General features: G+C 70.9%; 27 protein-coding genes, 1 tRNA gene and 1 riboswitch. Of the genes, 14 read left to right on the plus strand and 14 right to left on the minus strand.

The features are described from left to right. Positions 1-3: 3 nt before the first annotated feature. Complete coding sequence (galU, locus tag WFJ01_RS08070; RefSeq protein ID WP_251446300.1) at positions 4-900, minus strand: UTP--glucose-1-phosphate uridylyltransferase GalU; 897 nt, start codon at positions 898-900, stop codon at positions 4-6. 73 nt (positions 901-973) lie between these two features. Between galU and WFJ01_RS08075 the strand changes: the two genes are divergently transcribed. Genes WFJ01_RS08075 through mscL form a run of 3 tightly spaced genes read left to right on the plus strand, consistent with a single transcriptional unit; the run spans position 974 to position 2310 of the window. Then, positions 974-1564: a 5-formyltetrahydrofolate cyclo-ligase gene (locus tag WFJ01_RS08075; RefSeq protein WP_336628760.1), complete on the plus strand. Its 591-nt coding sequence runs from the start codon at positions 974-976 to the stop codon at positions 1562-1564. 29 nt (positions 1565-1593) lie between these two features. Next, positions 1594-1869, plus strand: a complete 276-nt coding sequence (locus WFJ01_RS08080; RefSeq protein ID WP_251446294.1) for an FmdB family zinc ribbon protein — start codon at positions 1594-1596, stop codon at positions 1867-1869. Between the two features lie 27 nt (positions 1870-1896). Next, a complete protein-coding gene (mscL, locus tag WFJ01_RS08085) occupies positions 1897-2310 on the plus strand; it encodes a large conductance mechanosensitive channel protein MscL (RefSeq protein WP_336628761.1) in 414 nt (137 codons plus the stop codon). Between the two features lie 64 nt (positions 2311-2374). Here mscL and WFJ01_RS08090 read toward each other — a convergent pair whose 3' ends face one another. Next, positions 2375-2596 (minus strand): hypothetical protein, encoded by a 222-nt coding sequence (locus WFJ01_RS08090; protein ID WP_251446289.1) that lies wholly within the window; start codon positions 2594-2596, stop codon positions 2375-2377. After that, a complete protein-coding gene (locus tag WFJ01_RS08095; protein WP_251446286.1) occupies positions 2589-6248 on the minus strand; it encodes an AAA family ATPase in 3660 nt (1219 codons plus the stop codon). Before WFJ01_RS08095 ends, WFJ01_RS08090 begins: the two co-directional genes overlap by 8 nt. Positions 6249-6448: 200 nt before the next feature. Here WFJ01_RS08095 and WFJ01_RS08100 point away from each other — a divergent pair, with 200 nt between their 5' ends. The 5 genes from WFJ01_RS08100 to WFJ01_RS08120 all read left to right on the plus strand — a co-directional run bounded on the left by WFJ01_RS08100 (position 6449) and on the right by WFJ01_RS08120 (position 9531). Next, a complete protein-coding gene (locus WFJ01_RS08100) occupies positions 6449-7006 on the plus strand; it encodes a methylated-DNA--[protein]-cysteine S-methyltransferase (protein WP_336628762.1) in 558 nt (185 codons plus the stop codon). A gap of 129 nt (positions 7007-7135) precedes the next feature. Beyond that, positions 7136-7990 carry a LuxR C-terminal-related transcriptional regulator gene (locus WFJ01_RS08105; protein ID WP_336628763.1) on the plus strand — a complete coding sequence of 285 codons (855 nt, stop codon included), beginning with the start codon at positions 7136-7138 and terminating at the stop codon, positions 7988-7990. Between the two features lie 77 nt (positions 7991-8067). Further along, a riboswitch (guanidine-III (ykkC-III) riboswitch) is annotated at positions 8068-8132 on the plus strand. Positions 8133-8143: 11 nt separating this feature from the next. Next, positions 8144-8470, plus strand: a complete 327-nt coding sequence (locus WFJ01_RS08110) for a DMT family transporter (RefSeq protein WP_251446277.1) — start codon at positions 8144-8146, stop codon at positions 8468-8470. Between the two features lie 54 nt (positions 8471-8524). After that, positions 8525-8869: a histone-like nucleoid-structuring protein Lsr2 gene (locus WFJ01_RS08115; protein WP_292884247.1), complete on the plus strand. Its 345-nt coding sequence runs from the start codon at positions 8525-8527 to the stop codon at positions 8867-8869. Between the two features lie 212 nt (positions 8870-9081). Continuing rightward, complete coding sequence (locus WFJ01_RS08120) at positions 9082-9531, plus strand: winged helix-turn-helix transcriptional regulator (RefSeq protein ID WP_251446271.1); 450 nt, start codon at positions 9082-9084, stop codon at positions 9529-9531. 88 nt (positions 9532-9619) lie between these two features. On the opposite strand, the gene WFJ01_RS08125 is transcribed toward WFJ01_RS08120, so the two are convergent. The 7 genes from WFJ01_RS08125 to WFJ01_RS08155 form a co-directional block, all read right to left on the minus strand. Next, positions 9620-10549, minus strand: coding sequence for an NADP-dependent oxidoreductase (locus tag WFJ01_RS08125; RefSeq protein ID WP_336628764.1), 930 nt, complete (start codon positions 10547-10549; stop codon positions 9620-9622). A gap of 70 nt (positions 10550-10619) precedes the next feature. Continuing rightward, on the minus strand, positions 10620-11303 hold the full coding sequence (locus WFJ01_RS08130; RefSeq protein ID WP_336628765.1) for a DsbA family oxidoreductase: 684 nt from the start codon (positions 11301-11303) through the stop codon (positions 10620-10622). Between the two features lie 184 nt (positions 11304-11487). Further along, positions 11488-11561: transfer RNA gene (locus WFJ01_RS08135), tRNA-Arg, on the minus strand. 31 nt (positions 11562-11592) lie between these two features. Continuing rightward, positions 11593-12090 (minus strand): HNH endonuclease, encoded by a 498-nt coding sequence (locus WFJ01_RS08140; protein ID WP_336628766.1) that lies wholly within the window; start codon positions 12088-12090, stop codon positions 11593-11595. Between the two features lie 363 nt (positions 12091-12453). After that, entirely contained in the window at positions 12454-13293 is an 840-nt protein-coding gene (locus WFJ01_RS08145) for a M23 family metallopeptidase (RefSeq protein ID WP_292884243.1), read from the minus strand. Positions 13294-13567: 274 nt separating this feature from the next. Beyond that, positions 13568-14374, minus strand: coding sequence for a M23 family metallopeptidase (locus WFJ01_RS08150; RefSeq protein WP_336628767.1), 807 nt, complete (start codon positions 14372-14374; stop codon positions 13568-13570). 301 nt (positions 14375-14675) lie between these two features. Then, positions 14676-15368 carry a metal-dependent transcriptional regulator gene (locus tag WFJ01_RS08155; RefSeq protein ID WP_251446253.1) on the minus strand — a complete coding sequence of 231 codons (693 nt, stop codon included), beginning with the start codon at positions 15366-15368 and terminating at the stop codon, positions 14676-14678. Between the two features lie 209 nt (positions 15369-15577). Between WFJ01_RS08155 and serC the strand changes: the two genes are divergently transcribed. Further along, complete coding sequence (serC, locus tag WFJ01_RS08160) at positions 15578-16690, plus strand: phosphoserine transaminase (RefSeq protein WP_336628768.1); 1113 nt, start codon at positions 15578-15580, stop codon at positions 16688-16690. Between the two features lie 79 nt (positions 16691-16769). Here the strand turns inward: serC and WFJ01_RS08165 are convergent, their stop codons facing one another. Both WFJ01_RS08165 and WFJ01_RS08170 read right to left on the minus strand, forming a co-directional pair. Then, positions 16770-17450, minus strand: coding sequence for a DUF3027 domain-containing protein (locus WFJ01_RS08165; protein ID WP_336628769.1), 681 nt, complete (start codon positions 17448-17450; stop codon positions 16770-16772). Further along, on the minus strand, positions 17443-17823 hold the full coding sequence (locus WFJ01_RS08170; RefSeq protein ID WP_251446244.1) for a cold-shock protein: 381 nt from the start codon (positions 17821-17823) through the stop codon (positions 17443-17445). The genes WFJ01_RS08165 and WFJ01_RS08170 overlap by 8 nt, the downstream gene beginning before the upstream one ends. A 115-nt stretch (positions 17824-17938) precedes the next feature. Between WFJ01_RS08170 and WFJ01_RS08175 the strand changes: the two genes are divergently transcribed. The 3 genes from WFJ01_RS08175 to WFJ01_RS08185 all read left to right on the plus strand — a co-directional run bounded on the left by WFJ01_RS08175 (position 17939) and on the right by WFJ01_RS08185 (position 21723). Then, a complete protein-coding gene (locus WFJ01_RS08175; RefSeq protein WP_251446241.1) occupies positions 17939-18214 on the plus strand; it encodes a multidrug ABC transporter ATPase in 276 nt (91 codons plus the stop codon). Positions 18215-18235: 21 nt separating this feature from the next. Further along, positions 18236-20002, plus strand: a complete 1767-nt coding sequence (locus tag WFJ01_RS08180; protein ID WP_336628770.1) for a helicase-associated domain-containing protein — start codon at positions 18236-18238, stop codon at positions 20000-20002. A gap of 77 nt (positions 20003-20079) precedes the next feature. Continuing rightward, positions 20080-21723, plus strand: coding sequence for a DNA repair helicase XPB (locus WFJ01_RS08185; protein WP_251446235.1), 1644 nt, complete (start codon positions 20080-20082; stop codon positions 21721-21723). A gap of 20 nt (positions 21724-21743) precedes the next feature. On the opposite strand, the gene WFJ01_RS08190 is transcribed toward WFJ01_RS08185, so the two are convergent. Both WFJ01_RS08190 and WFJ01_RS08195 read right to left on the minus strand, forming a co-directional pair. Further along, entirely contained in the window at positions 21744-21881 is a 138-nt protein-coding gene (locus WFJ01_RS08190; RefSeq protein ID WP_336628771.1) for a hypothetical protein, read from the minus strand. Between the two features lie 38 nt (positions 21882-21919). After that, a complete protein-coding gene (locus WFJ01_RS08195) occupies positions 21920-22513 on the minus strand; it encodes an NADPH-dependent FMN reductase (RefSeq protein WP_292884226.1) in 594 nt (197 codons plus the stop codon). A gap of 87 nt (positions 22514-22600) precedes the next feature. On the opposite strand from WFJ01_RS08195, the gene WFJ01_RS08200 reads away from it, so the two are divergent. Both WFJ01_RS08200 and WFJ01_RS08205 read left to right on the plus strand, forming a co-directional pair. Further along, entirely contained in the window at positions 22601-23293 is a 693-nt protein-coding gene (locus tag WFJ01_RS08200; protein WP_251446229.1) for a response regulator transcription factor, read from the plus strand. Between the two features lie 3 nt (positions 23294-23296). Further along, on the plus strand, positions 23297-24997 hold the full coding sequence (locus WFJ01_RS08205; protein WP_251446226.1) for a sensor histidine kinase: 1701 nt from the start codon (positions 23297-23299) through the stop codon (positions 24995-24997). Positions 24998-25126: the final 129 nt, after the last annotated feature.

Consider the following 25126-nt stretch of genomic DNA (forward strand, 5'->3'; position numbering starts at 1 on the left):
CGCTCAGATCCCCTCGGCGAACTCCTTGAGCCAGACCCGCAGGTCAGGCCCGAGATCGTCGCGATCGGCGGCGAGCTGCACGATCGCCTTGATGTACTCCAGGCGGTCGCCCGTGTCGTAGCGGCGCCCGCCGAAGACGACGCCGTGCACGCCGGGCCCGTCCGGGTCGGCCGCGAGCTCCTGCAGCGCGTCGGTGAGCTGGATCTCGCCGCCCTTGCCCGGAGGCGTGCGCTCGAGGATGTCGAAGATCGCCGCCGGCAGCACGTAGCGGCCGATGACGGCGAAGTTCGACGGCGCCTCCTCGCGCGCCGGCTTCTCGACGAGGCCCGTCACGCGCCGGACGTCTCCCGGGGAGCCCTCCGGCGTGCCGTCGACCGCGGCCGTGCCGTAGAGGTGGATCTGTTCGGGGTCGACCTCCATGAGCGCGATCACGGCAGCGCCCGTGCGCTCGTGCTCGGCGATCATCTCGGTCAGCAGCGGATCGCGCTCATCCATCAGGTCGTCGCCCAGCAGCACGGCGAACGAGCTGTCCCCCACGTGCGTCCGCGCCCGCAGCACGGCGTGGCCGAGGCCCTTGGGCTCGCCCTGGCGCAGGTAGTGGATGTCGGCCATGTCGCTGGAGGCGACCACGCGGGCGAGCCGGCGGTGGTCGCCCTTCTGGGTCAGCTTGCCCTCGAGCTCCGGCATCTGATCGAAGTGATCGGAGATGGAGTTCTTGTTGCGTCCGATGATGACGAGGATGTCGTCGATGCCCGCGGCCACGGCCTCCTCGACCACGTACTGGATCGCCGGCTTGTCGACGACGGGCAGCATCTCCTTCGGCATCGCCTTCGTGGCGGGCAGGAAGCGCGTACCCAGACCGGCCGCGGGGATCACGGCCTTGATGCGTGCCTTCGTCATCTGCTCAGCTTAGGGCGCATGGCCCGGCAGGGACCCGCGGACGCCACGCGCGAGCCCCGGTAGAATCGGGATCATGCCGGGCGCCATCGACCACGCGAAACGCGCGCTGCGCGCCGACCTGCGCGAGCGCCGCGGCCTGCTGTCCGACGCGCAGCGCGCGGCGGCGGAGGCGGCGCTGACCGCCCGGTTGCACGCGCTCGTGGCCGCGACCGGGTCCCGCTCGATCTCCTGCTTCCTGTCCACCACGACCGAACCGGGGACGCGCACCTTCATCCGCGAGGCGGTCGCCGAGGGGATCCGCGTGCTGCTGCCGATCACCCGTGAGGACGGCCTGCTCGACTGGGCGGTGGCCGGTTCCGACGACGAGATCACGACCGGTCTGCACGGCCTCCCGGAGCCGACCGGCGAGATCCTCAACCCGATGGCCCTGGACGAGGTCGACCTGCTCCTGATCCCCGCCGCGGCCGTGGACCGCACCGGCATGCGCATGGGCTGGGGGCGCGGCTACTTCGACCGCACGCTCGGCTCGATGCAGAAATGCCCGCCCGTCTACGCGATCGTGTTCGACTCCGAGATCCTCGACGAGGTGCCGAGCGACGTGCACGACCAGCCCGTCACCGGCGCGGTGACGCCCCTGCGCACCGTCGTCTTCCCCCTGACCTGATCCTTCCGAACCGAGACCTGCGAGGCCCCATGCCCACCTACTCCTACGCCTGCACCGCGTGCGGGCACCGCTTCGACGCCGTGCAGTCGTTCTCCGACTCCGCCCTCACCGAGTGCCCCGAGTGCCAGGGACGGCTGCGCAAGGAGTACGGATCCATCGGCGTGACCTTCAACGGCTCGGGCTTCTATCGCACCGACTCGCGGGCGGGATCCGGCTCCTCGTCGTCTGCGGGGGCATCATCGAAGGCGGAGTCGACGGCGAGCGCCAAACCGGCGCCCGCCTCCGCACCGGCCTCGGGATCCTGAGGCCGACGTTCAGGGGAGAGAAAAAGCATGATCAAGGGGTTCAGGGAGTTCATCCTCCGCGGGAACGTGGTCGATCTGGCGGTCGCGGTCGTCATCGGCGCCGCGTTCTCCGCCATCGTCAACGTCGTGGTCGAATCGCTCGTCAACCCGCTCATCAGCCTGTTCTTCAAGGCGGACAGCCTGGACAACGCGCTGAAGCTCACGGTTCCCGGCTTCTTCGGGGGCTCCGCGACCTTCGCCTTCGGTGCGATCATCGGCGCGATCATCAACTTCCTCGCCGTCGCCATCGTGGTCTACTTCGCGTTCGTGATGCCGATGAACCACTTCAACCAGCGCCGGGCCGCCAAGGCCGGTGTCGCGGAGGAGCCCGAGGCCCTTCCGAGCGAGCAGGAGCTGCTCATCCAGATCCGCGACCTGCTCGAGAAGCAGAAGTCGGCCTGACCGTCTCCTCGATGCCCCGGCGCCCTCGCGGTGACCGGGGCGTCGTCGTCTGCGGGCGGCGCCCTCAGTAGTGCGGCGGCACCTCGCGTCGCATCCGGTCGTCGTTCGGGCCGCCGGACGCCGGACCCGCCGCCGGCGCGGGGCGGTCGCGCTCATCCGGTTCCGCGTGCGTCCCGGGCGCCGGTGTCAGCTTCGCCCGCCGGGATCCGCGCACGCGGACGATCCGCTGGCGGGATCCGGATCCCTCCGGCCCCGGTCCGTCGGAGGCCTCGGGGCCCTCAGGCATCGCCGACGTCGAGCGGCTGCGTGTCGCCGTCCACCCGCGGCGCGTCCAGCGGCACCCCGAGCACCTCGCCGATGCGCCGCGCGACGCCGGCCGGGTCGCTGTACAGATCGAAGGCGTGCACGCGGATGTAATGCCACCCCAGGCGGCGCAGCACCTGCGGGCGCAACCGCAGCGTCTCGCGGAGCGACTCGGGGCGGGACTCGGGGTCGGGCTCGATGACCACCGCCTTGCCGGCGTGCTGGGCGACCAGCGGCAGCAGTCCGCGGTAGTCGACGTCGACGGCGATTCCGAGACGCCGCAGCTCCCGCGCGAGGGCGAGGGTGAGCGGATCCGCCTGGTCCTCCGCCCGTTCTTCGCGCGCGTGGCCGGCGAGGTCGCCGAGGATCGACATGAGCGTCGCGGCGCCATGCTCGAGACGCCCCTCGTCGAAGGACGACGGGCGGATCGAGGAGACGATCACCATCGACCGGCGAGCCCGGGTCATGCCGATCGTGAGCAGACGGTCGCCGTCGGGAGACGACAGGTCGCCGAAGTCGCTGAGCACGCGTCCGTGCTTGGTGACGCCGAACCCGAGGGAGAAGATCACCCGGTCCCGACTCTCGGCCGCCGCCTCTTCGAGGGTCAGCACGACGAACGGCTCCTGCGTGTCCCGGCCGACGAACTCCGCGACGTCGCTGCGGCCGGCGAAGGCGACGGACACGGCCGCAAACACCCGCTCCGCATGAGTGCGGCTCGCCGTGACCACCATGAGCGACTCCGCCGGGCGGTGCACGGCGTGCTCGACGACGAGGGTCACCACGCGCGCGACCTCGGCCTCGGGGCTCTCCATCGCACCCGTCACCGGGTTCGGGATGCCCACGCCGCCCGTCACGTAGTCGACCGTCAGCGATCCGCGTCCGAGATAGGACCCCGCCCACGGCAGCGACGCGATCTCGCCGCCGTAGAACGCGTCGTTGATGAGGGAGGCGAGATCCTCGCCGCCCGCGCGATAGCTGCGCGTGAGGGTGACGACCGGGAGCAGCTCGGAGAGCCGTTCGAACACGGAGACCTCGTCGAAGGGCTCCTCGTCATCCCGGTCCTCGGCGGGCACGGTCGCCACCTGGAACGGCGTCGGCTTCTGCAGCACCGGGTCGCCGAACGCGACGATCTGGCGGGCGCGGCGGATCGCCGGCGTCGCCTCGGCCAGGTTGATCGCCGCGGCGTCGACGAGGATCACCGTGTCGAACTCGGCGGAGTCGGGCAGGTCGGGCACCTGGTAGGGAGACGCGATCCACACCGGTGCGAGCACGCGCATGAGCGTCGGGGCTGCGGCCACCAGCTCCGCGACCGTGGTGCGGTGCTGCGAGAGGGCGTGGCGGAGGTTCTGCGCCTCCACCGCCTCGTCCACGATCCCGATCTTCCACTGGCCGCTCAGCTGCCAGGCCAGCAGCGGGCCCGCCGCACCGGCGTGCGCCTCGTCGACGAGGCGGAAATCGCGCTCCAGCTGATCGACGACCGAGGTGTTCGCGCCCAGCAGCGAGCGGTTCTGGCGCAGCGCCTGCTCGAGCAGCGACTGCCACCAGGCGTACTCGAGCTCGGCGCCGACCCGGTCCTCGGACAGATGGCGCGTCGAGAGGTCCAGCAGCAGCGGCTCGAGGCCGAGCGCGGCGAGCTCGTCACGGATCCGGGCCCGCTCGATGAGGTTCTCGAACACGTCGGATCTCGCCGCGAGTCCCGCGAGCGTCCGCAGCAGGCGCGCCACCGGCAGCGCCGAGAGCGGCTCCCGCCGCCCCAGCGCGGTGTCGAGTTCGGCGAGCTGCGCATCGACGTCGCGCCAGGCGGCCGACGCGTCGGCGAGCCCGAGCGGCACCTCCGGGGCGACCCCCGCGTCGACGTAGCGCTGCCATTCGGTGCGCTGCGCCTGGATGCGGCTGAGCGCCTCGTGCATATCCCCCACGTGCGCGCCGGGGCGCACGTACTCCTTGGCGAGCTGACGGAGGCGCCGGCGGTTCGCGCCGGTCATCGTCGGGGCGTCCCGCCTGCTGCCGTGCGCCTTGATCAGCTCACCCAGCGGCCGCTCGAACACCGCGGGCGTGAAACGGTCCAGGGAGTCGCGCACGCCGCGCAGCAGCTGCAGGTACTCGCCGAACTCGGCGATCGTCGCGAAAGGACGCATCCGTGTCTGCGCGACGAGCTCATACCCCTGCTCGAGCAGATCCGGCACCGTGCGGGCATGCAGGCTCTCCGCGAGCGCGTGCACGCGGTGGGCCTCGTCCGAGGACGAGAACACCACCCCGTACCAGGGCGAGTCGTCCGGGCCGAAGCGGAACTCGCCGAGTCGCGCGGCCTGCGCGAGGGCTTCGGCGGCCTGTGACCGATCCTCCGCGAGGCTCTGCAGCGCCGCGCGCCCCAGGCGCGCCGTCGTGGTCGGCGGCGTGGGGAGCAGGGCGAGCCGGGTCAGCATCCGGGTGGCATCCAGCACACTGGCTCCCAGAGCCGGATCCTTCTCGGTGAGTGCGCGCCGGTAGTCGCGCAGCACGGTGCGCAACCGCAGCAGGGCGTCGTCGATCTCGGCGAGCTTGGGCGCGGCGGCCTTCTCGTTGCGCCCGATCGCCCGCACGAGGTCGCGGCGCACCGACGCCGGCGACACCGCGAAGCCGTCGAGGCCGATGCCGCTGAGGCGGTGCCGCACGCCGTCGAGCGTGGAGCGGCGCGGAGAGACGACGAGCACCCGACGCCCGGCGCGCACGAGCTCGCCGATCGCGTTGATGACGGTCTGGGTGCCGCCGGTGCCGGGCAGCGTCGACACGGTGAGCGAATGGCCCGCGGCGATGCGGGCGAGCACCTGCTCCTGCTCGTGATCCGCATCGAGGAGCAGGTTGTCCGAGGCGGGGGCCCGGTCGTCGGGGCCCGCCGTCGACGGCATCGGGCCGGGAGCGGTGACGCGCTCCCGGTCGGCCGCATGGCCGGCGAGGGCGTTGAGCATGGGGTGGTCGAGATCGTGCGCGTCGCGGGCCATCGCGGTGCCCACGTCCGCGAACGTCGAGACCACCATCCGGGGCTGGACGGAGAACGTGTCGACGGACTTCGTCGCCGCGCGCAGCATGTCGATCGCCGGCTGGGGCGCGAACACCCCGTTCTGATAGGCGAGGGCGGCGAGCCGGGCGTCGTCGATGGTGATGCCGAAATGGTCGCGCGCGATGCGCACCAGCTCCGGGTTGAGGAAGAACTGACCGTGCAGCTTCAGCTCGTAGTCGGCATAGTGGCGGCGGATCGCCAGGGGGCGCAGCAGCATCGGCGCGGCGTAGTCCACGCCGCCGATGCGCCAGGTGCACAGTCCGACGGCGAGATGCACCGCGTCGAGCCCGCGCACGGTCCGCAGCTCGGTGTTCTTCGCGGTGATCCGATCGGCCGCGAGTCGCGCGTTACGCAGGCCCACCTCGTCCCGGAACAGGTTCGACAGCAGGGTGGAGCGGCCGGTGATGAACTGCGGCAGGCTGCCGGGATGGGCGCGGGAGATGTCGATCCCGCTCGCCGAGACGTCGCGGTACGCGGTCAGCGGCGAGGGGCCGCCGAGCTGGGCCGCCTCGGCGCGCAGACGTGCGCGCTCGGTCGTCGCCGCATGGGCGACGCGCACTCCCGGCTCCGCCACGTCGACGTCGCCGGGCGTCACGGACTTCTCCTCCGCGTTCTTCCCGTCACGTCGCCACACACGACAAAGACTAGGCGTGTCGGGCGGATGGAGTCGTCTGATCCGCTGGGTTTTGCCGGATTCAGCCGCTTTCTTCCTCCACAGCGGGCCTTTTCCGGTTTCAGTGCACCGATTGCGCCTCCTCCGCTGCCCCCGTCGGCGACGTGACCGAGGATGGGGACATGAGTTTCCGCTACGACTTCGCCGACACCCCGTTCGGGGACGCCCTTCTCGTCTTCTCCGACGACGGCCTGGTCTCGTTCGACCTCCCGGAAGGGATGCACCGCGATTCGCCCTGGGCGCTCGAAGCCGTCTCGCGGATGCTGCACGCCCTGCCCGAGCCGGATCCGGGGGCCGGCGCCGAGGTCGACGAGCTGCTGCGCGCCTACTTCGACGGCGAGCCCGTGCGCTTCGATGCGGAGCTGACGCTCGACTGGCGGCTCGCGCACGGCTTCACGCGCCGCGCGCTGCAGGCGGTGTGCGAGATCCCCTGGGGCGAGAGCGCGAGCTACGGCGAGGTGGCGGCGCTCGCGGGCAGCCCGGGGGCGGCCAGGGCCGTCGGCACGGCGTGCCGGAACACGCCGTTCTCGATCGTGGTGCCCGTGCACCGGGTGGTGCGCGCCGACGGCTCCCCCGGCGAGTACGGCGCGCACCCGGAACGCAAGCGATACCTCCTGGACCTCGAGGCCGACGCCGCCGCGCGCCGCCCGCCCGTGGACGGCGTCCGCCCCGGCGTGTAGGCCGCCGGGGCGGACGCGACCCGGTCCGCAAGCAGGAGGGCAAGGGCTCGATGCTCCTCCCGGCCAGGTGATAGCGTCGACGCGACAAAGGGCGCAGACGTAGACGTCGCCCCCGGAAGCTGGTAGTCGGTGAGCACCTTCGAGACAGTCGGATCCGATGCGGATCTGGTCGCGCAGGCCGTGCGCGAGCTGATCCGCCGCACCCGCTTCCCGGTCGCGTTCGGCGGGCTGCTCTCCGACGGCGAGGTGCCGGTCACGTCGATCGTCGGCTCCCGCACCCGCAGCCTCGAAGGTCTGCGCGTCCAGCCGCAGCGGGGACTCGGCGGACGGGCGATGACCGAGCTGCGCCCGCGGATGACCCACGACTACGGCTCGTCGCAGCAGATCACCCACGACTACGACGGATACGTGCTCGGCGAGGGCCTGCGCACCCTGCTGGCGATCCCGGTGGTCGTCTCGGGCCGTCCGCGCGGCGTGCTGTACGCCGGCTCCTGGGACGAGCCGTCCTCCGACGGGGTCGCGACAGCCCCGGCGATGCAGATCGCGGACGCGCTGGCGGTCGAGCTGCGCATCCGCGAAGAGGTCGAGCGCCGCGTGCGCACGACCAGCACCCCCTCTCCCCCGCCGACGCTGACCCCGGCTCATCGTGAAGAGCTGCGCGCGAGCTTCGCCGAGCTGCGCTCGATCGCGGCCCTGGTGCAGGACACGAGCGTGCGCGCGCGCATCGGCGACGTCGAACGCCGACTGCTCGCGCTCGCCTCGTCCGCGCGCCCGCCGAGCACCTCCGAAGTTCGTCTCTCGCCGCGGGAACTCGATGTGCTCGCCTGCGCGGCCCTCGGGCAGACGAATGCGGGGATCGCCGAAGAACTGGGACTGCGCGAATCCACGGTGAAGGCGTACCTCGGCACGGCGATGGCGAAACTCGATGCTCCGACCCGGCATGCGGCCGTGGCACGGGCGCGTCGCGACGGCCTGATTCCCTGAACGTCGCCGACTGCGGAACGTCGCCGACTGCGGAACGATCCTGCCCTGCTCCTGCACAGGTGCGCTCGCTATCCTGAACACAGCGCATTGCGCACCCGGACGAGGCGGGCCAGTACCCGGACAGCGAAAAGACTGGCTCTCAGGAGGCCCGCCATGGCGTGGATCGTGCTCATCATCTCGGGAATGTGCGAAGCCGTCTGGGCGACGGCACTCGGCAAATCCGAGGGCTTCACCAGACTGTGGCCGACGGTCGTCTTCGTCGTCGGCCTCGCGGCATCGATGTTCGGACTGGGCTGGGCGATGCGCGAGATCCCGACCGCCACCGCCTATGCGATCTGGGTCGGAATCGGCGCCTCCCTCACGGTGATCTGGGCAATGATCACCGGCGATTCGGATGTGTCCTGGATCCGGATCCTGCTCATCCTCGGATTGGTGGGATGCATTATCGGGCTGAAACTCATCGACCCCGGTCATTCCTGACATTCCGCATTCCAATGATTGCCAAGCGCATTTCCTGCCCGTAGGTTTGTCGACATGGCACGCAAAATCGTTCATCAGCTCGTCGACGATATCGACGGCACGGTTCTCGAGGTCGGAGAAGGCGAGACCGTGCATTTCTCGCTCGACGGATCCGCCTATGAGATCGACCTGACCAGCGCGCACGCGGCAGAACTGCGCGCCGCGCTCGCGTCCTACATCTCATCCGCACGACGCACGCAGCGGGCCGGCGGCGGCCGTCCCTCCGCGGCGTCCAAGCGTCCCAACCGCAACCCGGAGACCGCGTCGATCCGCGCCTGGGCCAGCGAGAACGGCCACAAGCTCTCCGAGCGCGGCCGCATCCCGGCCGACGTGGTCGCGGCGTACCGCGCCGCGCACTGACCGCGATAAGAAGCAGTCCGCGACACGCAGCGGAAAGGGGTCATCCCGCGGGATGACCCCTTTCCGTTGCCTCCCGCGGGGAATGCGACACGAGGCCGCGGCCCTCGGAGATCTGGTGAGGGAGCGCGTTCCTGTTCCGTCCTGGTCACATACTTGTAGTGCGGTAGCAGACCGGACGGTCTGCAGCCATTCCGGGATGAAGGGTGTGCGAGATGGCCAGGGCCAAGACGATCAGCGGGCCGTGCCAGGCATGGCCGGAGGAGAGCACGTTCATCCGCGAGGTGCTCGATCGGATCGGGGAGAAGTGGACGGTCCTGATCATCAGCACCCTGGGATCCGGACCGCTGCGTTACTCCGACCTGCAGGCGAGCATTCCCGGCATCTCCCAGCGAATGCTCACGGTGACGCTGAAGGCCCTGGAACGCGACGGTCTGGTCACGCGCACCGCATACGCCGAGGTGCCGCCACGGGTCGAGTACGCCCTGACCACGCTCGGCCGCTCGCTGCTGGAGGCCGTGATGACGCTCGCCGGCTGGGCGGCCAGCCATCACGAGGACGTCGCCGCCAGCCGACGTGCGCACGAGCTGACCGGCGTCGGACGCGAGAAGACCGCCGCGGACCGCAGCCCCCACTCCTCCGACCCGTCGGCGGCGCTCGGGTGAGCGTGCGCGCGCGCCTGCGGACCTGGGCCTGCGGACCTGGAGGGCGTCCTCCGAACATGCCATCCGGGGCTCGCCTGACGGCGCGTGGTCAGGGCACGATGACGATCTTGCCCCGCACGCTGCGGTTCTCCAGGGCCGCGAAGGCGGCCACCGCCTCCTCCAAGGGGTAGGTGCGACCCACTCGTGGAGTGATCACGCCATCGGCGAGGTACGCGGTGAGCTCGCGCAGGACGCCGTCGGACTGCGCGCCCTGTCTGATGACCTTCAGTCCCCGCTGGTCCGCCTGGGCCTGGTCGATCTCACCACTGACGCTGACGAGCGTGCCGCCGCGCCTGAGGATGCCGTAGGCCTTGTCCAGAGAGGCGCCGCCCACACCGTCGAGGACGGCGTCGAAGTCGCTGAGATGCTCGGAGAAGTCACTGCTCGCGTGATCGAACACCTCGTCTCCGCCCAGCGCGCGGGCGAGGTCGACACCGTCTCCGCTGGCGGTGGTGGCGACGTAGGCACCGAGGTGCTTGGCCAGCTGGACGGCTGCCGAACCGACGGCGCCCGAGCCACCGCTGATGAAGACCCGCTGGCCGGACTGCACTTTCAGGCTGTGATCGATCGCCTCGACGGCGGTCGTTCCGGCAACCGGCATCGACGCGGCATCGACGAAGTCCAGGCCCACGGGGATCGGTGCGAGATTATCGGCCTGGACAAGGGCTTGCTCGGCGATCGCACCGCTGCCTCCCAGCAGCGTGTAGGCGTTGCCGTAGACGCGGTCGCCGACGGCGAACTCGGTCACGTCCGGCCCGACGCCGGCGACCACGCCCGCCACATCGCCGCCGAGGGTCGCGGGGAACCGCAGAGGCATGAGCGCCTGGGCGTATCCGGCGCGGAGCGTCGCATCGAGCGGGTTCAGCGCCGCGGCCTCGACATCGATGAGGACCTGTCGGGCGACGGGGGCTGGTAGCGCCACCTCGGCGATGGTCAGGACGCTGTTGTCGCCGTACTCGGTGATCTGCAGAGCGCGCATGGGCGTCGTTCCTTTCGTGGGATCGGGTAGGAGGCGAGGCAAGGGGACGCAGAGACCGGGGCCTGCTCGGTCACGCCCCCGGATTCTCGGACGAGAGCATCCCGACCACCTGGTCGAGGGCCTGGCCGTAGATGGCCACCGACTGGGCGCCGGACACCGCGAGCCGGCGGCCGAACACCATGAACGGCACCCCCTGCGCGCCCAGCGCGGCGCCTTCGGAGGCGTCGGCGCGGACGGCATCGGCGAACTCGTCGCCGTCGAGGATCGAGTGCACGCGGTCGCCGTCGAGGCCGAGAGACTCCGCCAGGTCGACGACGACGTCCGCATCGTAAGGGTCGATCTCGCCGGAGAAGAACCGATCTTGGACCTGCGAGAAGAACTCGAGCCCCTTGCCAGTCTCCTCGGCGAAGTGCATCACGCGGTGCAGGTCGAACGTGTTGGCGTTCATGCGGTCGAGGTCGAACGCCAGCCCTTCGCTCTTCGCGATGCCCTGGATGCGCTTCTCCGCCTCGAGGACGACCGCAGGATCACCTCCGTGCTTGCGCATGAAGACGGCGGCGATCGGCTCCGGCTCTTTCGGGGAATCCGGGTTGAGCTCGAACGATCGGATCCTCAGCTGAAAGCGGCCCGCGTCGGGCCGCTCTTCGATTGCGCGCTGAAGCCGGTGCTTGCCGACATAGCACCAGGGGCACCCGAGGTCCGCCCAGACCTCCACGACGACGGGGCGCTGTCCGGCTGCGCTGCTCTGCTCCACTTCAACACCTCACTCTTTGTTCGTAACCCCATTGTGAGTGTGATTGTCGAACCGTACAAAAGGCACCTTGAAGTGCGCCCACCGCCGGAGACGACAGAGCAGGGCCCCTGGGCGAACGGAGCCTCGGCCGCCGGAGACGACAGAGCAGGAAGGGACCACCCTCCGGGCGGTCCCTTCCTGCTCGTGCCCCCGACAGGATTCGAACCTGCGACCTGCCCTTTAGGAGAGGGCCGCTCTATCCGACTGAGCTACGAAGGCGCAGCACCAGTCTAACGATCCGGCGTGCGCGCTATGCAGCCATCGCCAGATAGGGCTCCCAGCGGGGGTCGCTGCGCTCGGAGCCGCGCACCGTCCATCCCGTCCCGCGCGGTGGCGCAGGGGTGAGCCTGAGCGCCCACCCCATCTCCTGGGGCGTGCGGTCGCTCTTGACGTTGTTGCAGCGCAGGCAGCACGCGACGAGGTTCTCCCAGGAGTTCTTGCCGCCGCGGGAGCGCGGCAGCACGTGGTCGATCGTGGAGGCGGACTTCCCGCAGTAGCCGCAGCGGTTGCCGTCGCGGCGCAGCACCCCTCGTCTTGTCACCGGCGCGTACCGGGTTCTCGGCATCCGCACGTAGCGACTGAGCACGATCACGGCGGGCCGGTCGAAACGCGCGTTCGCCGCCCGGACCGGATCGTCGTCGACGCATGCGACGACCGACGCCTTCTTGTTCATCACCAGGACGAGAGCGCGTCGGAACGACACGATCGCGAGCGGTTCGTACCCTGCGTTGAGCACCAGTGTGCGCATCCTGCATCCCTTCGATTCGCCCGGGACGGCTTCCCGGGCTCTCGACCGTGCGCAGGCGGAGGGTCCGCTGGATACGAAAACGGCGCCGTCTACGAGAGACAGCGCCGTGAGCGCACGGGTGATCCGTGCAGATCCAGCGGGCAATGCCGAAGGACGAGTCGACCGAGTGCATCCGTGGTTCGGTGTCCCGGTATTCGTCCCATCGTGTTCCTCCGCCCTTGCGACGACGGACTCAGGCTAACCCATGGGCCGACGACGAGGCGGGGAACATCCGGTGAACGCCGCCCGTGTCGGGTCGCCGACCGCGGGACGCGAAGGAGCCGCGCCGAGGGGGCGCGGGCTGCCGCGCCGCATGGGAACGCCTCAGAGCACGTTGGCCTGGAGCCAGGCGAGCGGGTCGATCTCGGTGTTGTTGATGAGCACCTCGAAGTGCAGGCAGGATCCGGAGACCCAGCCGGTGTTGCCGACCTCGCCGAGGTACTGCCCCGCGGTGACGCACTGCCCGACGGAGACCGCACGGTAGCTCATGTGGCCGTACAGCGTGGAGAGCGCACCCGAGCCGCTGAGGGCGGGGTGGGAGATCTGGACCGTGTCGCCGTACCCGCCGTAGTCGCTCTGCGAGATCTGCACGCAGCCGTCCGAGATCGCGTAGATCGGGGTGCCGATCGGCGCGGCGAAGTCCTGTCCCATGTGGCTGCGGCCGGTCCGGGCGGCACCGAAGCCGTCGCTCAGCGTGTAGCTGCCGGCCGCCATCGGGTAGATCACCTGTCCGGGCAGGGCGATGGACGGCATGCTCGTGCGGACCGAAGCAGTGGTCGGCGACGAGAGGGACGCGAGGGCGGCGGCCTTGGCGGCCTCGAGGGCGCGTGCGGCCTCTTCGTCGGCCTTCTTCTTCGCGATCTCGTCGGGCGTGGTGGCGGTGAACTGCTCGCGCGTGCTCGGCGCCTGCGTCGCCTCGGAGGCGACGACGATGGACTGCGCGTTGTGCGCGGCGAGCTGCTGCGCGGTGGCCGGGGATGCTCCGGCCGACGCGGGCGCCCCGGTGACCAGGGCGGGAAGCGCGATCGCCGTCACGAGCGCCCCCACGGCGGCGAGGATCGCCACCGTGCGCAGCGGTCGCACCACGGATCGCCCGACCGACCTCTCCCGCGTCCTCACGCGTGCCGTCTCGGACGTCGAGGTCTGCTCGAGTTCTCCAGCCACAGGGCTTCCTCCAGGCCTCGGCGCGAGCGCCGGTCCGTCCGAATTCGCATGCACGACGACCTGCGCCGTGCTCGGGTGACCGTGACGGTGACGAACCGGGAGGCTACCGCCACGGTGATCGACGGCGGGCTTCTCGCCGACGACCTCCCTGACGTTACCCGATCGTGATGATGCTGTCACCCCTCGATTCCCAGGAACATCTCCGGGCATGCCCCCGAGCACACGGGATCAGCGGTCGGCAGGCAACGGGATCCGCAGTCGGCGGGCGACGGGATCAGCCGGCGTTGGCGGCCAGCCAGGGTTCGGGGTCGAGCACGGAGCCGCCGATGCGCACCTCGAAGTGCAGGTGGGATCCGTAGGAGTTGCCGGTGTTCCCGACCAGGCCGATGAGCTGTCCCGCCGAGACCTGCTCTCCGGCCTGCACCATCCGGCTCCCGTAGACCATGTGCCCGTAACGGGTCTCCACCATGGTGCCGTTGATGTTGCTCATGATCATGATCGAGACGCCGTACCCGCCGATGCTCTCGGCCGAGGCGGTCACGGTGCCGGCGGCCGCGGCGTAGATCGGGGTGCCCTCGGGCGCGATCATGTCCCAGCCCTCATGGCCGCGACCGGATCCGGGCCCCTCGCCGGGCGTGAAGCTCGTCACCGGGTAGCGGACGGCCCCCGAGCCCGGCGCCACCAGGGCGAGACCGGCGATGGAGGGTCGCGAGGCCGACGCCACGGTCGCCGCGGCGGCCGCGGCGCGGGCGGCCGCGGCCTCCTCCGCCTTGCGCTTCTCGATCTCGTCGGGAGTCGTCGCGGTGAACTGCTCGCGTGCGCTCGGCGCCTGCGTCGCCTCGGAGGCGACCACGATGGACTGCGCGTTGTCGGCCGCCAGCTGCTCCGTGGTCACGGGGGCGGCCGTGGCCGGCCCGCTGGCGGAGGCGAAGGCGGGGAGCGCGATGGCGGCGACGAGCGCGCCGACGGCACCCAGGATGGCAACGGTGCGCACGGGACGCACCAGCCCGGCGGCTCGGGAGCCTGCCGGCGAGCGGTCGGGCGTCGCGGCGGTCTTCGTCTCGATCGTGGTCTCAGGCAAAGTCTGTCCTCCGGCCTCGACGCGCTGCCGCGTCGGTCCGTCGTCGTGCGTTCGGTCCGCACAGGGCGCGGACACACGTCTGTCCGCGGCGGCGACGGACCGAGGAGGCGAGCGCCGTGGACTCCGTCGGCGGGTAGGACGACGGCCCTTTCGACGCTACCGGAAAGTCACGAACGCGTCACACCGACCTAGGGATCCGCTGAACGTTGATTTCCCGCGGATTCCGGGCCCGGCACTCAGGTGATGCCCAGGCTGCGGCGGACGCCGGCCCCCGCGCGGAGCACTCCGGCGACGACGACGCTCAGGCGACGAGGAAGATGTGCGACGCCAGCTCGACGGGCAGCTCGAGCCCCTCGTCCTTGCCGTCGACCTCGATGAGCACGTAGCCCTCGTTGAAGCGGAACCGGCCGCGCGCCCCCGGGACGACTCCCGCGTCGCGCAGCTGCTCCAGCAGCTCCGGATCCACCTGCGCCGGCTCCGCGAGTCGGCGCACGGTGCCCTCGGTCGGGGTGCCCGCGGTGTTCATGTGCTCGACGAGACCGATCACGCCCTCGTCGAAGGTGCGCGCCGGGGTGCCTCCGAGCTGGTCCAGCCCCGGGATCGGGTTGCCGTACGGCGACTCCGTGGGGTGCCCGAGGAGCTCGACCAGGCGCCGCTCCACCTGCTCGCTCATCACGTGCTCCCAGCGGCAGGCCTCCTCATGGACGTAGGCCCAGTCCAGCCCGATCACGTCGGAGAGCAGGCGCTCGGCGAGACGGTGCTTGCGCATCACGTCGACGGCCTTCCGGCGGCCGGCGTCGGTCAGCTCGAGGCGGCGGTCCTCCGAGACGACGACCAGGCCGTCGCGCTCCATGCGGCCGACCGTCTGCGACACCGTGGGGCCGGAGTGCCCGAGGCGCTCGGAGATCCGGGCGCGCAGCGGCACGATGTTCTCCTCCTCGAGTTCGAGGATGGTGCGGAGGTACATCTCCGTGGTGTCGATCAGATCGGCCATGGATCCCCCTGGTGGTCGTGCCGCCTCTGCAGGCGCTGGCTGTTAGGCAAGCCTACCTTCTGCGGATGTGCACCGGCTCTGCACGGGCCCGGCACGCACGACGGGGGTCGTGTGCCCGGCCGCGCAGGATCCTCGTTCCCCCGCGCACGGACCGTCGCGCGGCGTCACACGGTCGGGGGCGCCCCCGCGCCGACACCTAGAATCTGTGCATGGCGATCGAGATTCCCCGCGAACTTCTGCCCGTCGACGGCCGCTTCGGCTGCGGTCCGTCCAAGATCCGCCCGGAGCAGGTGAGCGCCCTCGCGGCCGTGGGATCGAGCCTGCTGGGCACGTCGCACCGGCAGGCGCCCGTCAAGGGTCTCGTGCGCAGCGTGCGCGAGGGCCTGGCGTCGCTGTTCCGCCTGCCCGAGGGCTACGAGATCATCGTCGGCAACGGCGGATCCACCGCCTTCTGGGACGCCGCCGCGTTCGGCCTCATCGAGAACCGCAGTCAGAACCTCGTCTCGGGCGAGTTCGGCGGCAAGTTCGCCAAGGCCGCGAAGACCCCGTGGCTGCAGGCGCCCGACGTCCGCAACGCCGAGCCCGGATCCCGCGCCGAGGCGGAGGTCGTCGAGGGCGTGGACGTCTACGCCTGGCCGCACAACGAGACGTCCACGGGCGTCGCCTCCCCGATCCGCCGTGTCGCCGCAGAGGGGGCGCTCACCGTGATCGACGCGACGAGCGCCGCAGGCGGCATCGACTTCGACGTCACGGAGACCGACGTCTACTACTTCGCCCCGCAGAAGAACCTCGGCTCCGACGGCGGCCTCTGGTTCGCCGCGGTGTCCCCCGCGGCGATCGAGCGGATCGAGCGGATCGCGGCCTCCGACCGGTACATCCCGGAGTTCCTCAGCCTGAAGAACGCCCTCGACAACTCGCGCCTCGATCAGACGCTGAACACTCCGGCACTGACCACGCTGCACCTCCTCGACTCCCAGCTGCAGTGGATCAACGGCAACGGCGGACTCTCCTGGGCCGCCGGCCGCACGAACGAGTCGTCCCAGGAGCTCTACCGCTGGGCCGAGGCGTCCTCGGTCGCGACCCCCTTCGTCGCGGACCCGGCCGACCGCTCCCCGGTCGTCGCCACGATCGACTTCGACGATTCCGTCGACGCCTCCGCGATCGCCAAGACCCTGCGCGCGAACGGCGTCGTCGACACCGAGCCGTACCGCAAGCTCGGCCGCAACCAGCTGCGCATCGCGACTTTCGTCTCGATCGAGCCGGACGACGTGCGTCAGCTCATCCGCTCGATCGACTACGTGCTGGAGCACCGGGACGCCTGAGCCCCGGACGACGACAACGGGCCCGTCGAGTGAAGACTCGACGGGCCCGTCTCGCTCAGCCACCCGGGGGTGGCGCGGCTCACTCCTCTTCGGAGTCGTCCTCTTCATCGACGTCGTCGTCCTCGGAGTCGTCGGCATCCGCCGCGGACTCGTCGAGCTGGTCGATGTCCACGCCGTCGAGATCGCCCGCGTGAAGGCGGGGCGCGTCGTCGTCCTCATCGAGATCGTCGTCCAGGTCGTCCTCATCGAGGTCGTCGACGTCGGACTCCCCCTCGAGGTCCTCGTCGGCAAGCTCCCCGGATCCTTCGGCGGCATCGTGCTGCGCCGAGGCGGCGAGCTCGGCCTGGTGCGCGCGGTAGTCGGCGAGACGCTCGGCCCACGGCACCCACTCCGGTGCGAGGAGCGCGCCGTCACCCGGCAGCAGCTCGGCCTCGAGCACGGTCGGCTCCTCGTCGCCGACCTGCGCGACCGAAACGGTCCAGTACCAGCCCGGGTAGCCCCCCAGGCGGTTCTCGAAGCGCAGCGAGATCACGCCGTCGACCTCGGGCAGATACCCCGCGGCCGGGCCGACGGATGCGGCCGGAGTGATCTCGTGCAGGGCGGCGAGCGCCAGATCCCGTGCCCCGAGCAGGCGCTCGTTCACGGGCAGCACGGCGACGGGCTCATCGGCCGAGAACTGCTTCTCGACCGCGGGGGCGACGGCGTCGACGGCGGGCGCGTCCGTCGCGGACACCGCCTGCTCCGCGTCGCTCTCAGGCATCGAAGTCCTCGGCCACGTTGCGCAGCACGGCTGCGATCTTGCGCCCGTGGCTGGAAGAGGGGTAGCGGCCACGGCGAAGATCGCCGCCGATGCCGTCGAGCAGCTTCACGAGATCCTCGACGATCACGGCCATGTCGTCCGCCGGCTTGCGCTTCGTCTTGGCGAGGCTGACCGGGGCTTCGAGCACGCGGACCGACAGCGCCTGCAGGCCGCGCTTGCCGTCGGCGACGCCGAACTCGACGCGGGTGCCGGCCTTGACCGCGGACCCGGCGGGGAGGGACGTGGCGTGCAGGAAGACGTCCTGGCCGTCATCCGTGGTGATGAAGCCGAACCCCTTCTCGTCGTCGTAGAACCTGACCTTGCCGGTGGGCATGGGAGAAACCTCGCTGCATCGTTCGGGACGAAAGGATCCGGGGGATCCGATCGGGTGGAGTGCGGAAGCCCGCACCCACCAGCCTACCGGTCGCGGGGCGGGTAGGCTGGGACGGATGAGCACACGGCCGCCAGCCCCCGAACCGGAGATCCGCCCGATCGACCGGTACCTCACCTTCGGCGCGCTGACGCTCGCGGCCCTCTCGGTCGTCTGCTTCTTCGCGATCATCATCGGCACCGCGGTCGGCATGAAGCAGGCCGACTTCGCGCACGGCGCCTGGCCGGTCGTCGGCGTCTTCCCGTTCTGGGGTCTGCCGATCGCCTTCGTCATGATCATCGCGCTGCTCATCATGAGTTCCGTGCGGAGAGGCCGCGCAGCCCGGCGTTCCTGACGCCCTGCGAGCTGTTCTCCCATGAGCACCCACGCGCGCCTTCTCGCCGAGGCGCTGTCCGCGCGCACGGACGCACAGCTCGCGGCACTGTTCCGTCATCGGGACGTGCGTCCCGATGCGTCCTGGAACGACTTCTTCGACGCGGCAGAGGCGCTGCTGGATCCGTCCTCCGTCGCGAAGGCCCTTCCCCGGCTGACCCAGGCCGAGGCGGTCGGCCTCTCGGCCGCTGCGGCGGGAGCCGACCCCGGCGGCGCAGCGGACGCGCTACGCGCCCTCGCCCTCCTCCCGCCCTCGGACGGCGGTCTGCCGCCGTCGATCGCCGCCGCCGTGGCGGGGCGCGGACTCGCAGAGCCGCACCCGACGGGCCCCGCGCCGGAACCGGACGAGGCCGCCGTCGCCCGTGCGGCCGAACGGGCCTTCACCACGGTCGCGACGCTCGCCGATGCGCTGCTGCTGGCCGAGGAGAGCCCCCTCGCGCTGCTCGCCGGCGGGACGGTCGGGCTGTCCGAGAAGCGCCGTCTCATCGAACGCGGGATGCCCGACGACCCGGCGCTCCTCGACGATGTGCTGGCGCTCGGCGCCGAGGCGGGCCTGCTGCTCGCCGTCGAGCGCACGCTGCGACTGTCGGATGAGGGCACCGCCTGGCTTCGCCTGGCGGGTCCGGAACGCTGGGCGCGGCTGGTCGCCGGCTTCCGCGCGGCGCTGCCCTCCGCGCTGCGGACGCACGAGGGCGGCTGGACGCCGATGCTCTCCTGGGCGGACGAGCACCCGTGGGATCCGGCCTGGCCGGACCGCGCCGATGCGCTGATCCGCCAGGCGCGCCTGCTCGGGCTCCTCGCCGACGGCCCGGACGGCGCCACGAGCGCGTCGGGCGCCGAGACCCCCTGGGCTCGGGCTCCCCGGCTCGGCGCGGATCCGGATCCGCACCCGCTGAGCGCCTTTGTGCCGGCCGAGGTGGACCGGATCTTCCTGCAGAACGACCTGACCGCGATCGCCCCGGGGCCGCTCCTCCCCGCGCTCGACCTGCGCCTGCGGACGATGGCGGCGCGGGAGTCCGCGAGCCAGGCCTCCTCCTACCGGTTCACTGCGGACACCCTGAGCGCGGCGCTCTCCTCCGGCGAGACCGAGGAGGGCGTGCTGGCCTTCCTCGAGGGCATCTCGCTGACGGGCGTGCCGCAGCCGCTGCGCTACCTGCTCGCGCAGAGCGCCAGCAGGCACGGACAGGTGCGGGTCGGAACGGATCCGGAGACCGGCCGCACGCAGGTGCGCAGCGCCGATGAGCATCTGCTGCAGGCGATCGGCGTGGACCAGGCGCTCCGGCCGCTCGGGCTCGTGCCGGAGACGACCGTGCGGGGCGACGCCGTGCTGGCGACGCGCGTGAACCGCGACACGGTGTTCTGGGCGCTCACGGATGAGCACTACCCCGCCGCGCTCGTCGACGCCGACGGCGCCGTCGAGCGGCCCGTGCGCACCACCGCGGCGAGCGCGCCGGCAGCCCCCGATGACACGGAGGTGTACGCGACGCTCATCGCCCGCCTGCGGGCGGCCCGAGAGGAGGACGCCGACGCGGCCTGGCTCGAGCGCGAGCTGGAGCACGCGGCGAAGCAGCGCGCCGTCCTTGCCGTGGAGGTCGCGATGCCCGACGGCACCGCGCGCGAGCTCGTGCTCGAGGTCACCGGCTTCGGCGGCGGCCGTCTGCGCGGACGCGACCGGGCGAGCGATGTCGAGCGCACCCTGCCGATCCGCTCGATCCTCTCCACCCGCGCGATCGAGGATCCGGCTTCCTGAACCGCACCCCGGGGGCGCCGAGCGAGCCGCACCCCGAGGAGGACCGATGGCTCCCCGGACCGGTAGACTGGGCCGCTATGTCTGATGGCCCGCTGATCGTCCAGAGCGACCGCACCGTGCTGCTCGAAGTCGCGCACGCCGACGCCGAGAGCGCCCGCCACGAGCTCGCGATCTTCGCAGAGCTGGAGCGCGCGCCCGAGCACATCCACACCTACCGGATCACCCGGCTGGGCCTGTGGAACGCCCGTGCGGCCGGCCACACCGCCGACGACATGCTGGACACCCTCGACCGCTGGTCCCGGTTCCCGGTGCCGCCGTCGGTGTCGGTCGACATCCGCGAGACCGTGAACCGCTACGGCCGTCTCGTCATCGAGCGCGACGACGAGGGCGTGCTGATCCTCCGCTCCACGGATCCGGCGGTGCTCACCCAGGTCGCCGGGAACAAGCGGATCCAGCCGCTGCTCATCGGCCATCCCTCGGCCGACACCTACGTCGTGGACGCGTGGGCGCGCGGGCAGATCAAGCAGGAGCTGCTGAAGATCGGCTGGCCCGCCGAAGACCTCGCCGGCTACACGCCGGGAACGCCGCACGAGATCACCCTCGCCGAGGACGGCTGGACGATGCGTCCGTACCAGCAGGACGCCGTCGACGCGTTCGCGAAGGACGGATCCGGCGTCGTCGTGCTCCCCTGCGGCGCCGGGAAGACGATCGTCGGCGCCGGCGCGATGGCCGCGACCAAGACGACCACGCTGATCCTCGTCACGAACGCCGTCTCCGCGCGGCAGTGGCGCGACGAGCTCATCAAGCGCACCAGCCTCACCCCCGAGGAGATCGGCGAGTACTCGGGGCAGGTGAAAGAGGTCAAGCCCGTCACGATCGCGACCTACCAGATCCTCACCGCGAAGCGGAAGGGCCAGTACGCGCACCTGTCGCTGCTGGACGAGATGGACTGGGGCCTCGTGGTCTACGACGAGGTGCACCTGCTGCCCGCGCCCGTGTTCAAGCTGACCGCCGACCTGCAGGCGCGCCGCCGGATCGGCCTGACCGCCACGCTCGTGCGCGAGGACGGCCGCGAGGGCGACGTGTTCAGCCTCATCGGTCCCAAGCGCTTCGACGCGCCGTGGAAGCAGATCGAGGCCCAGGGCTTCATCTCCCCCGCCGCCTGCTACGAGGTGCGGGTCGACCTGCCGCCGGACGACCGGCTCGAGTACGCCGCCGCGACCGACGACGAGCGCTACCGCCTCGCCGCCTCGGCGCCCGCGAAGATCACCGCCGTGCGGGAGCTCATCGCGAAGCACCCCGGCGAGCGCATCCTCGTGATCGGGCAGTACCTCGATCAGCTCGAGGAGCTGTCCGAGGCGCTGAACGCCCCGTCGATCACGGGGGCGACGCCGGTCGACGAGCGCGAGCAGCTGTACCGTCAGTTCCGCGAGGGCGAGATCGAACTGCTCGTGGTGTCGAAGGTCGCGAACTTCTCGATCGACCTGCCCGAGGCGTCGGTCGCGATCCAGGTGTCCGGATCCTTCGGCTCCCGGCAGGAGGAGGCGCAGCGGCTCGGGCGCCTGCTGCGCCCGAAGCAGTCCGGCCACACGGCGAGCTTCTACACGCTCATCGCCCGCGACACGGTCGACCAGGACTACGCGCAGAACCGCCAGCGCTTCCTCGCCGAGCAGGGCTACAGCTACACGATCATGGACGCGCACGAGCTCGAGGCCGCCTAACCCCGAGGCGACGTGCGGCCTCAGTCGCGGGGCGCCTCCCCCGGTCTCAGGCCGCACCGCCAGCACGGCGCGGAGAGGTCGTCGAGCAGCGCCCCGCATTCCGGGCACACCCGGGAGAGCCAGCAGGCGGCTTCGCCGCCCCGCTCATCGTCAGTCATATCCGGATGCTCCGTCGCGATGGCCGCGAGACCGACGCTCAGGTCTGCGGGATGACCGTCAGCACCCGCGCCGTGAACTCGGCGAACGCCGTCATGAACTGACGCAGGAACTCCGCGGTCCCCGGCGTCGTGACCCGTCCGTCGTCGTCGATGAGGCCGGGCGAGTAGTGGATGTAGGCCTCGGGTGCGGTCATCTGACGGGCGTTGAGGAAGCCCAGGGTTCCGCGCAGCGACTGCTGCCCCACCGCGGTGCCGATCGCCCCCATCGAGGCTCCCACGACGCCCGTCGGCTTGTGCGCCCACACGTTCTGTCCCCAGGGCCGGCTGCCCCAGTCGATCGCGTTCTTCAGCGGTCCGGGCAGCGACCGGTTGTACTCGGGCGTGACGAACAGCAGCGCATCCGCGCTCGCGACCTGGGCCTTGAAGTCGAGCGCGACCTGCGGATAGTCGGCGTCGAAGTCGCGGTTGTACAACGGAAGGTCGGCATAGGAGATGTCGAAGAACTCGAATCCCTCGGGCGCGAGAAGGGTCAGCGCGTGCGCGAGACGGCGGTTGATGGACTCCTTGGAGAGGCTGCCGACGATGACGCCCACCCGGTAGGGGCCCTCGTGCTCGATGATGTCGATCTTCATGGCTTCACTCTGCACCCGGAGCCGGTGCTTCGCCAGGGAAAAGGTCGCAATCAGCGCGAACACGGATCCGGTCACCATAATGGGGGCATGACTGAAGCGCGCATCCTGGTCGTCGACGACGAACCCAACATCCGCGATGTCCTCTCCACGGGCCTGAGCTTCGCCGGTTTCTCGGTGAAGACGGTGGCCAACGGCGCGGCCACCATCTCGGCCGTGCTCGAGGAGGAGCCAGACCTCATCATCCTCGACGTGATGCTGCCCGACATGAACGGGTTCAGCGTGACCAAGCGCCTGCGCGGCGCCGGATTCACGGCGCCGATCCTGTTCCTCACGGCGAAGGACGACACAGAGGACAAGATCGAGGGACTCAACGCGGGCGGCGACGACTACGTCACCAAGCCCTTCGCCCTCGACGAGATCGTCGCCCGCGCACAGGCGATCCTCCGCCGCACCATGCAGGCTGACGAGGAGTCGATCATCCGCGCCGGCGAGCTGTCGATGGACCAGGACACGCACGACGTGTTCGTCGGATCCAGTCCGATCGAGCTCAGCCCGACCGAGTTCAAGCTGCTGCGCTACCTCATGCTCAACCCCAACCGCGTGCTGTCGAAGGCGCAGATCCTCGACCACGTCTGGGAGTACGACTTCAACGGCGACGCGGGCATCGTGGAGAGCTACATCTCCTACCTGCGCCGCAAGATCGACCCGCACACCGAAGAGCCCGTGATCCAGACCAAGCGCGGGTTCGGCTACATGCTCAAGGTGGGGAAGACCGCGTAGCGGATGGGCGAGACCGACGCGATCACGCGATGGTGGCGCCGGATCAGCCTTCGCGCGAAGGTGACCGGCGTCACCGTCGGCGTGCTCGCCCTCGGGCTGGTGGTGACCGGGATCGGGACCATGCCGATCCTGCGCAACCTCCTCATCGACAACGTCGAATCCCAGCTCCCCGCGCTCGTGACGAGCGACCTGGCGACGATCACGCCGAGCACGGACGGCACGGGCTTCAGCGCCGCACTGAAGGACGAACGCCTCGGACTGTCCGAGTACTTCGTGGCCGTCTACGACGCCCAGGGCGCCCTCGTGTTCTCCGGCGGCGGGGCGCCGAAGGCCTCGAAGCCCGAGTTCCCCCCGACCTACACGCTCGCCCAGGCCACGCTCGACGCCGGCCGCACCGACCCGATCGTGCTGCGCGGCACAGACGGATCCGAGTTCCGCGCCGCGGTCGCCGTGCGCGAGGATCCCACCTCCAACATCACCTTCATCCAGGTCGTCGCGCTGTCGCTGGACGAGCCCGATCGCATCATCGCGACGTTCTTCGGGGTGTTCACGACGGTCGCGCTGGTCACGATCATCATCGCCGCCCTCGCCACGCGCGGCCTGGTCACGCTGACCTTCCGCCGGCTCGGTCGCGTCGAGTCCACGGCGATGGCGATCGCCGCCGGCGACTTCAGCCAGCGCCTCACCGACCTCGAGCCGACCACGGAGGTCGGCCGTCTCAACGGCGCCATCAACACGATGCTCGACCGCCTGGACGCGTCGATCGCGCAGCGGGACCGCTCCGTGCAGCAGATGCGCCGCTTCGTCGGCGATGCCAGCCATGAGCTGCGCACCCCGCTGGTCAGCGTGCGGGGCTATGCGGAGCTGTACCGGATGGGGGCGATCAAGGGCGACGAGGACACCGCGCGGGCGATGGACCGGATCGAGAAGGAGGCGCTGCGGATGGGCGTGCTCGTCGAGGATCTGCTCGCCCTCGCGCGTCTGGACGAGCAGCGGGAGCTCACGATCGAGCCGCTCGATCTGCGCCCGCTCGCACAGGACGCCGCCCTCGACCTGCGGGCGGCGGCGCCCGACCGCACCGTGACCGTGGTGGACATGACCGCGGAGAAGCCGGAACCGGAGCCGTCGGCCACCGCGATCACCCGCCCCGCTCCCCCGACGCGCACCGTGAGCACCCGCGGCCGCATCCCCGCCATCCTGCGCCGCCGACCGCGCGAGGGCGGCACGGTGCCGGAGATCGACTTCTCCGAGGCGATCGTCGCGCCCGTCTCCACTCCGCCGATCGTGCTCGGCGAGGAGAACAAGGTGCGCCAGGTGATCGCCAACCTGCTGGGCAACGCCCGCCGCTTCTCCCCCGGCGACTCCCCGATCGAGGTCGTGGTCGGGGCGGACCGTCGTCGGGGTGTGGGCTGGTTCTCGATCGTCGACCACGGCGAGGGCGTACCAGAGCAGATCCGGGACCAGATCTTCCAGCGGTTCTGGCGGGCCGACTCGTCCCGCACGCGCGACACCGGCGGAGCCGGGCTCGGGCTCGCCATCGTGGCCTCGATCGTGCGCGCCCTGAACGGCTCGGTGCAGGTCACGGAGACCGAGGGCGGAGGCGCGACGTTCACGGTCTCGCTGCCGCTCGCACCGTCGCGCGCGACCCCTGAGCATCTGCTGCAGGACACTCAGCCCATCGAGCCGCTCGACCTGTCGCACTGATCGGGCGCGGACCCGACCGGTCCGCACAGCCGGCCCGGATCCCGGGCTCCCCACCGGTTCCGGGAGCCCCGCTCCCGGCGCCCACGCGGATGCCTAGCGTCGGAGGCATCCGATGCCCCCGACGAAAGG

The organism is Microbacterium sp. MMO-35, from assembly GCF_037147555.1.
In the GTDB taxonomy this organism is placed as follows: domain Bacteria; phylum Actinomycetota; class Actinomycetes; order Actinomycetales; family Microbacteriaceae; genus Microbacterium.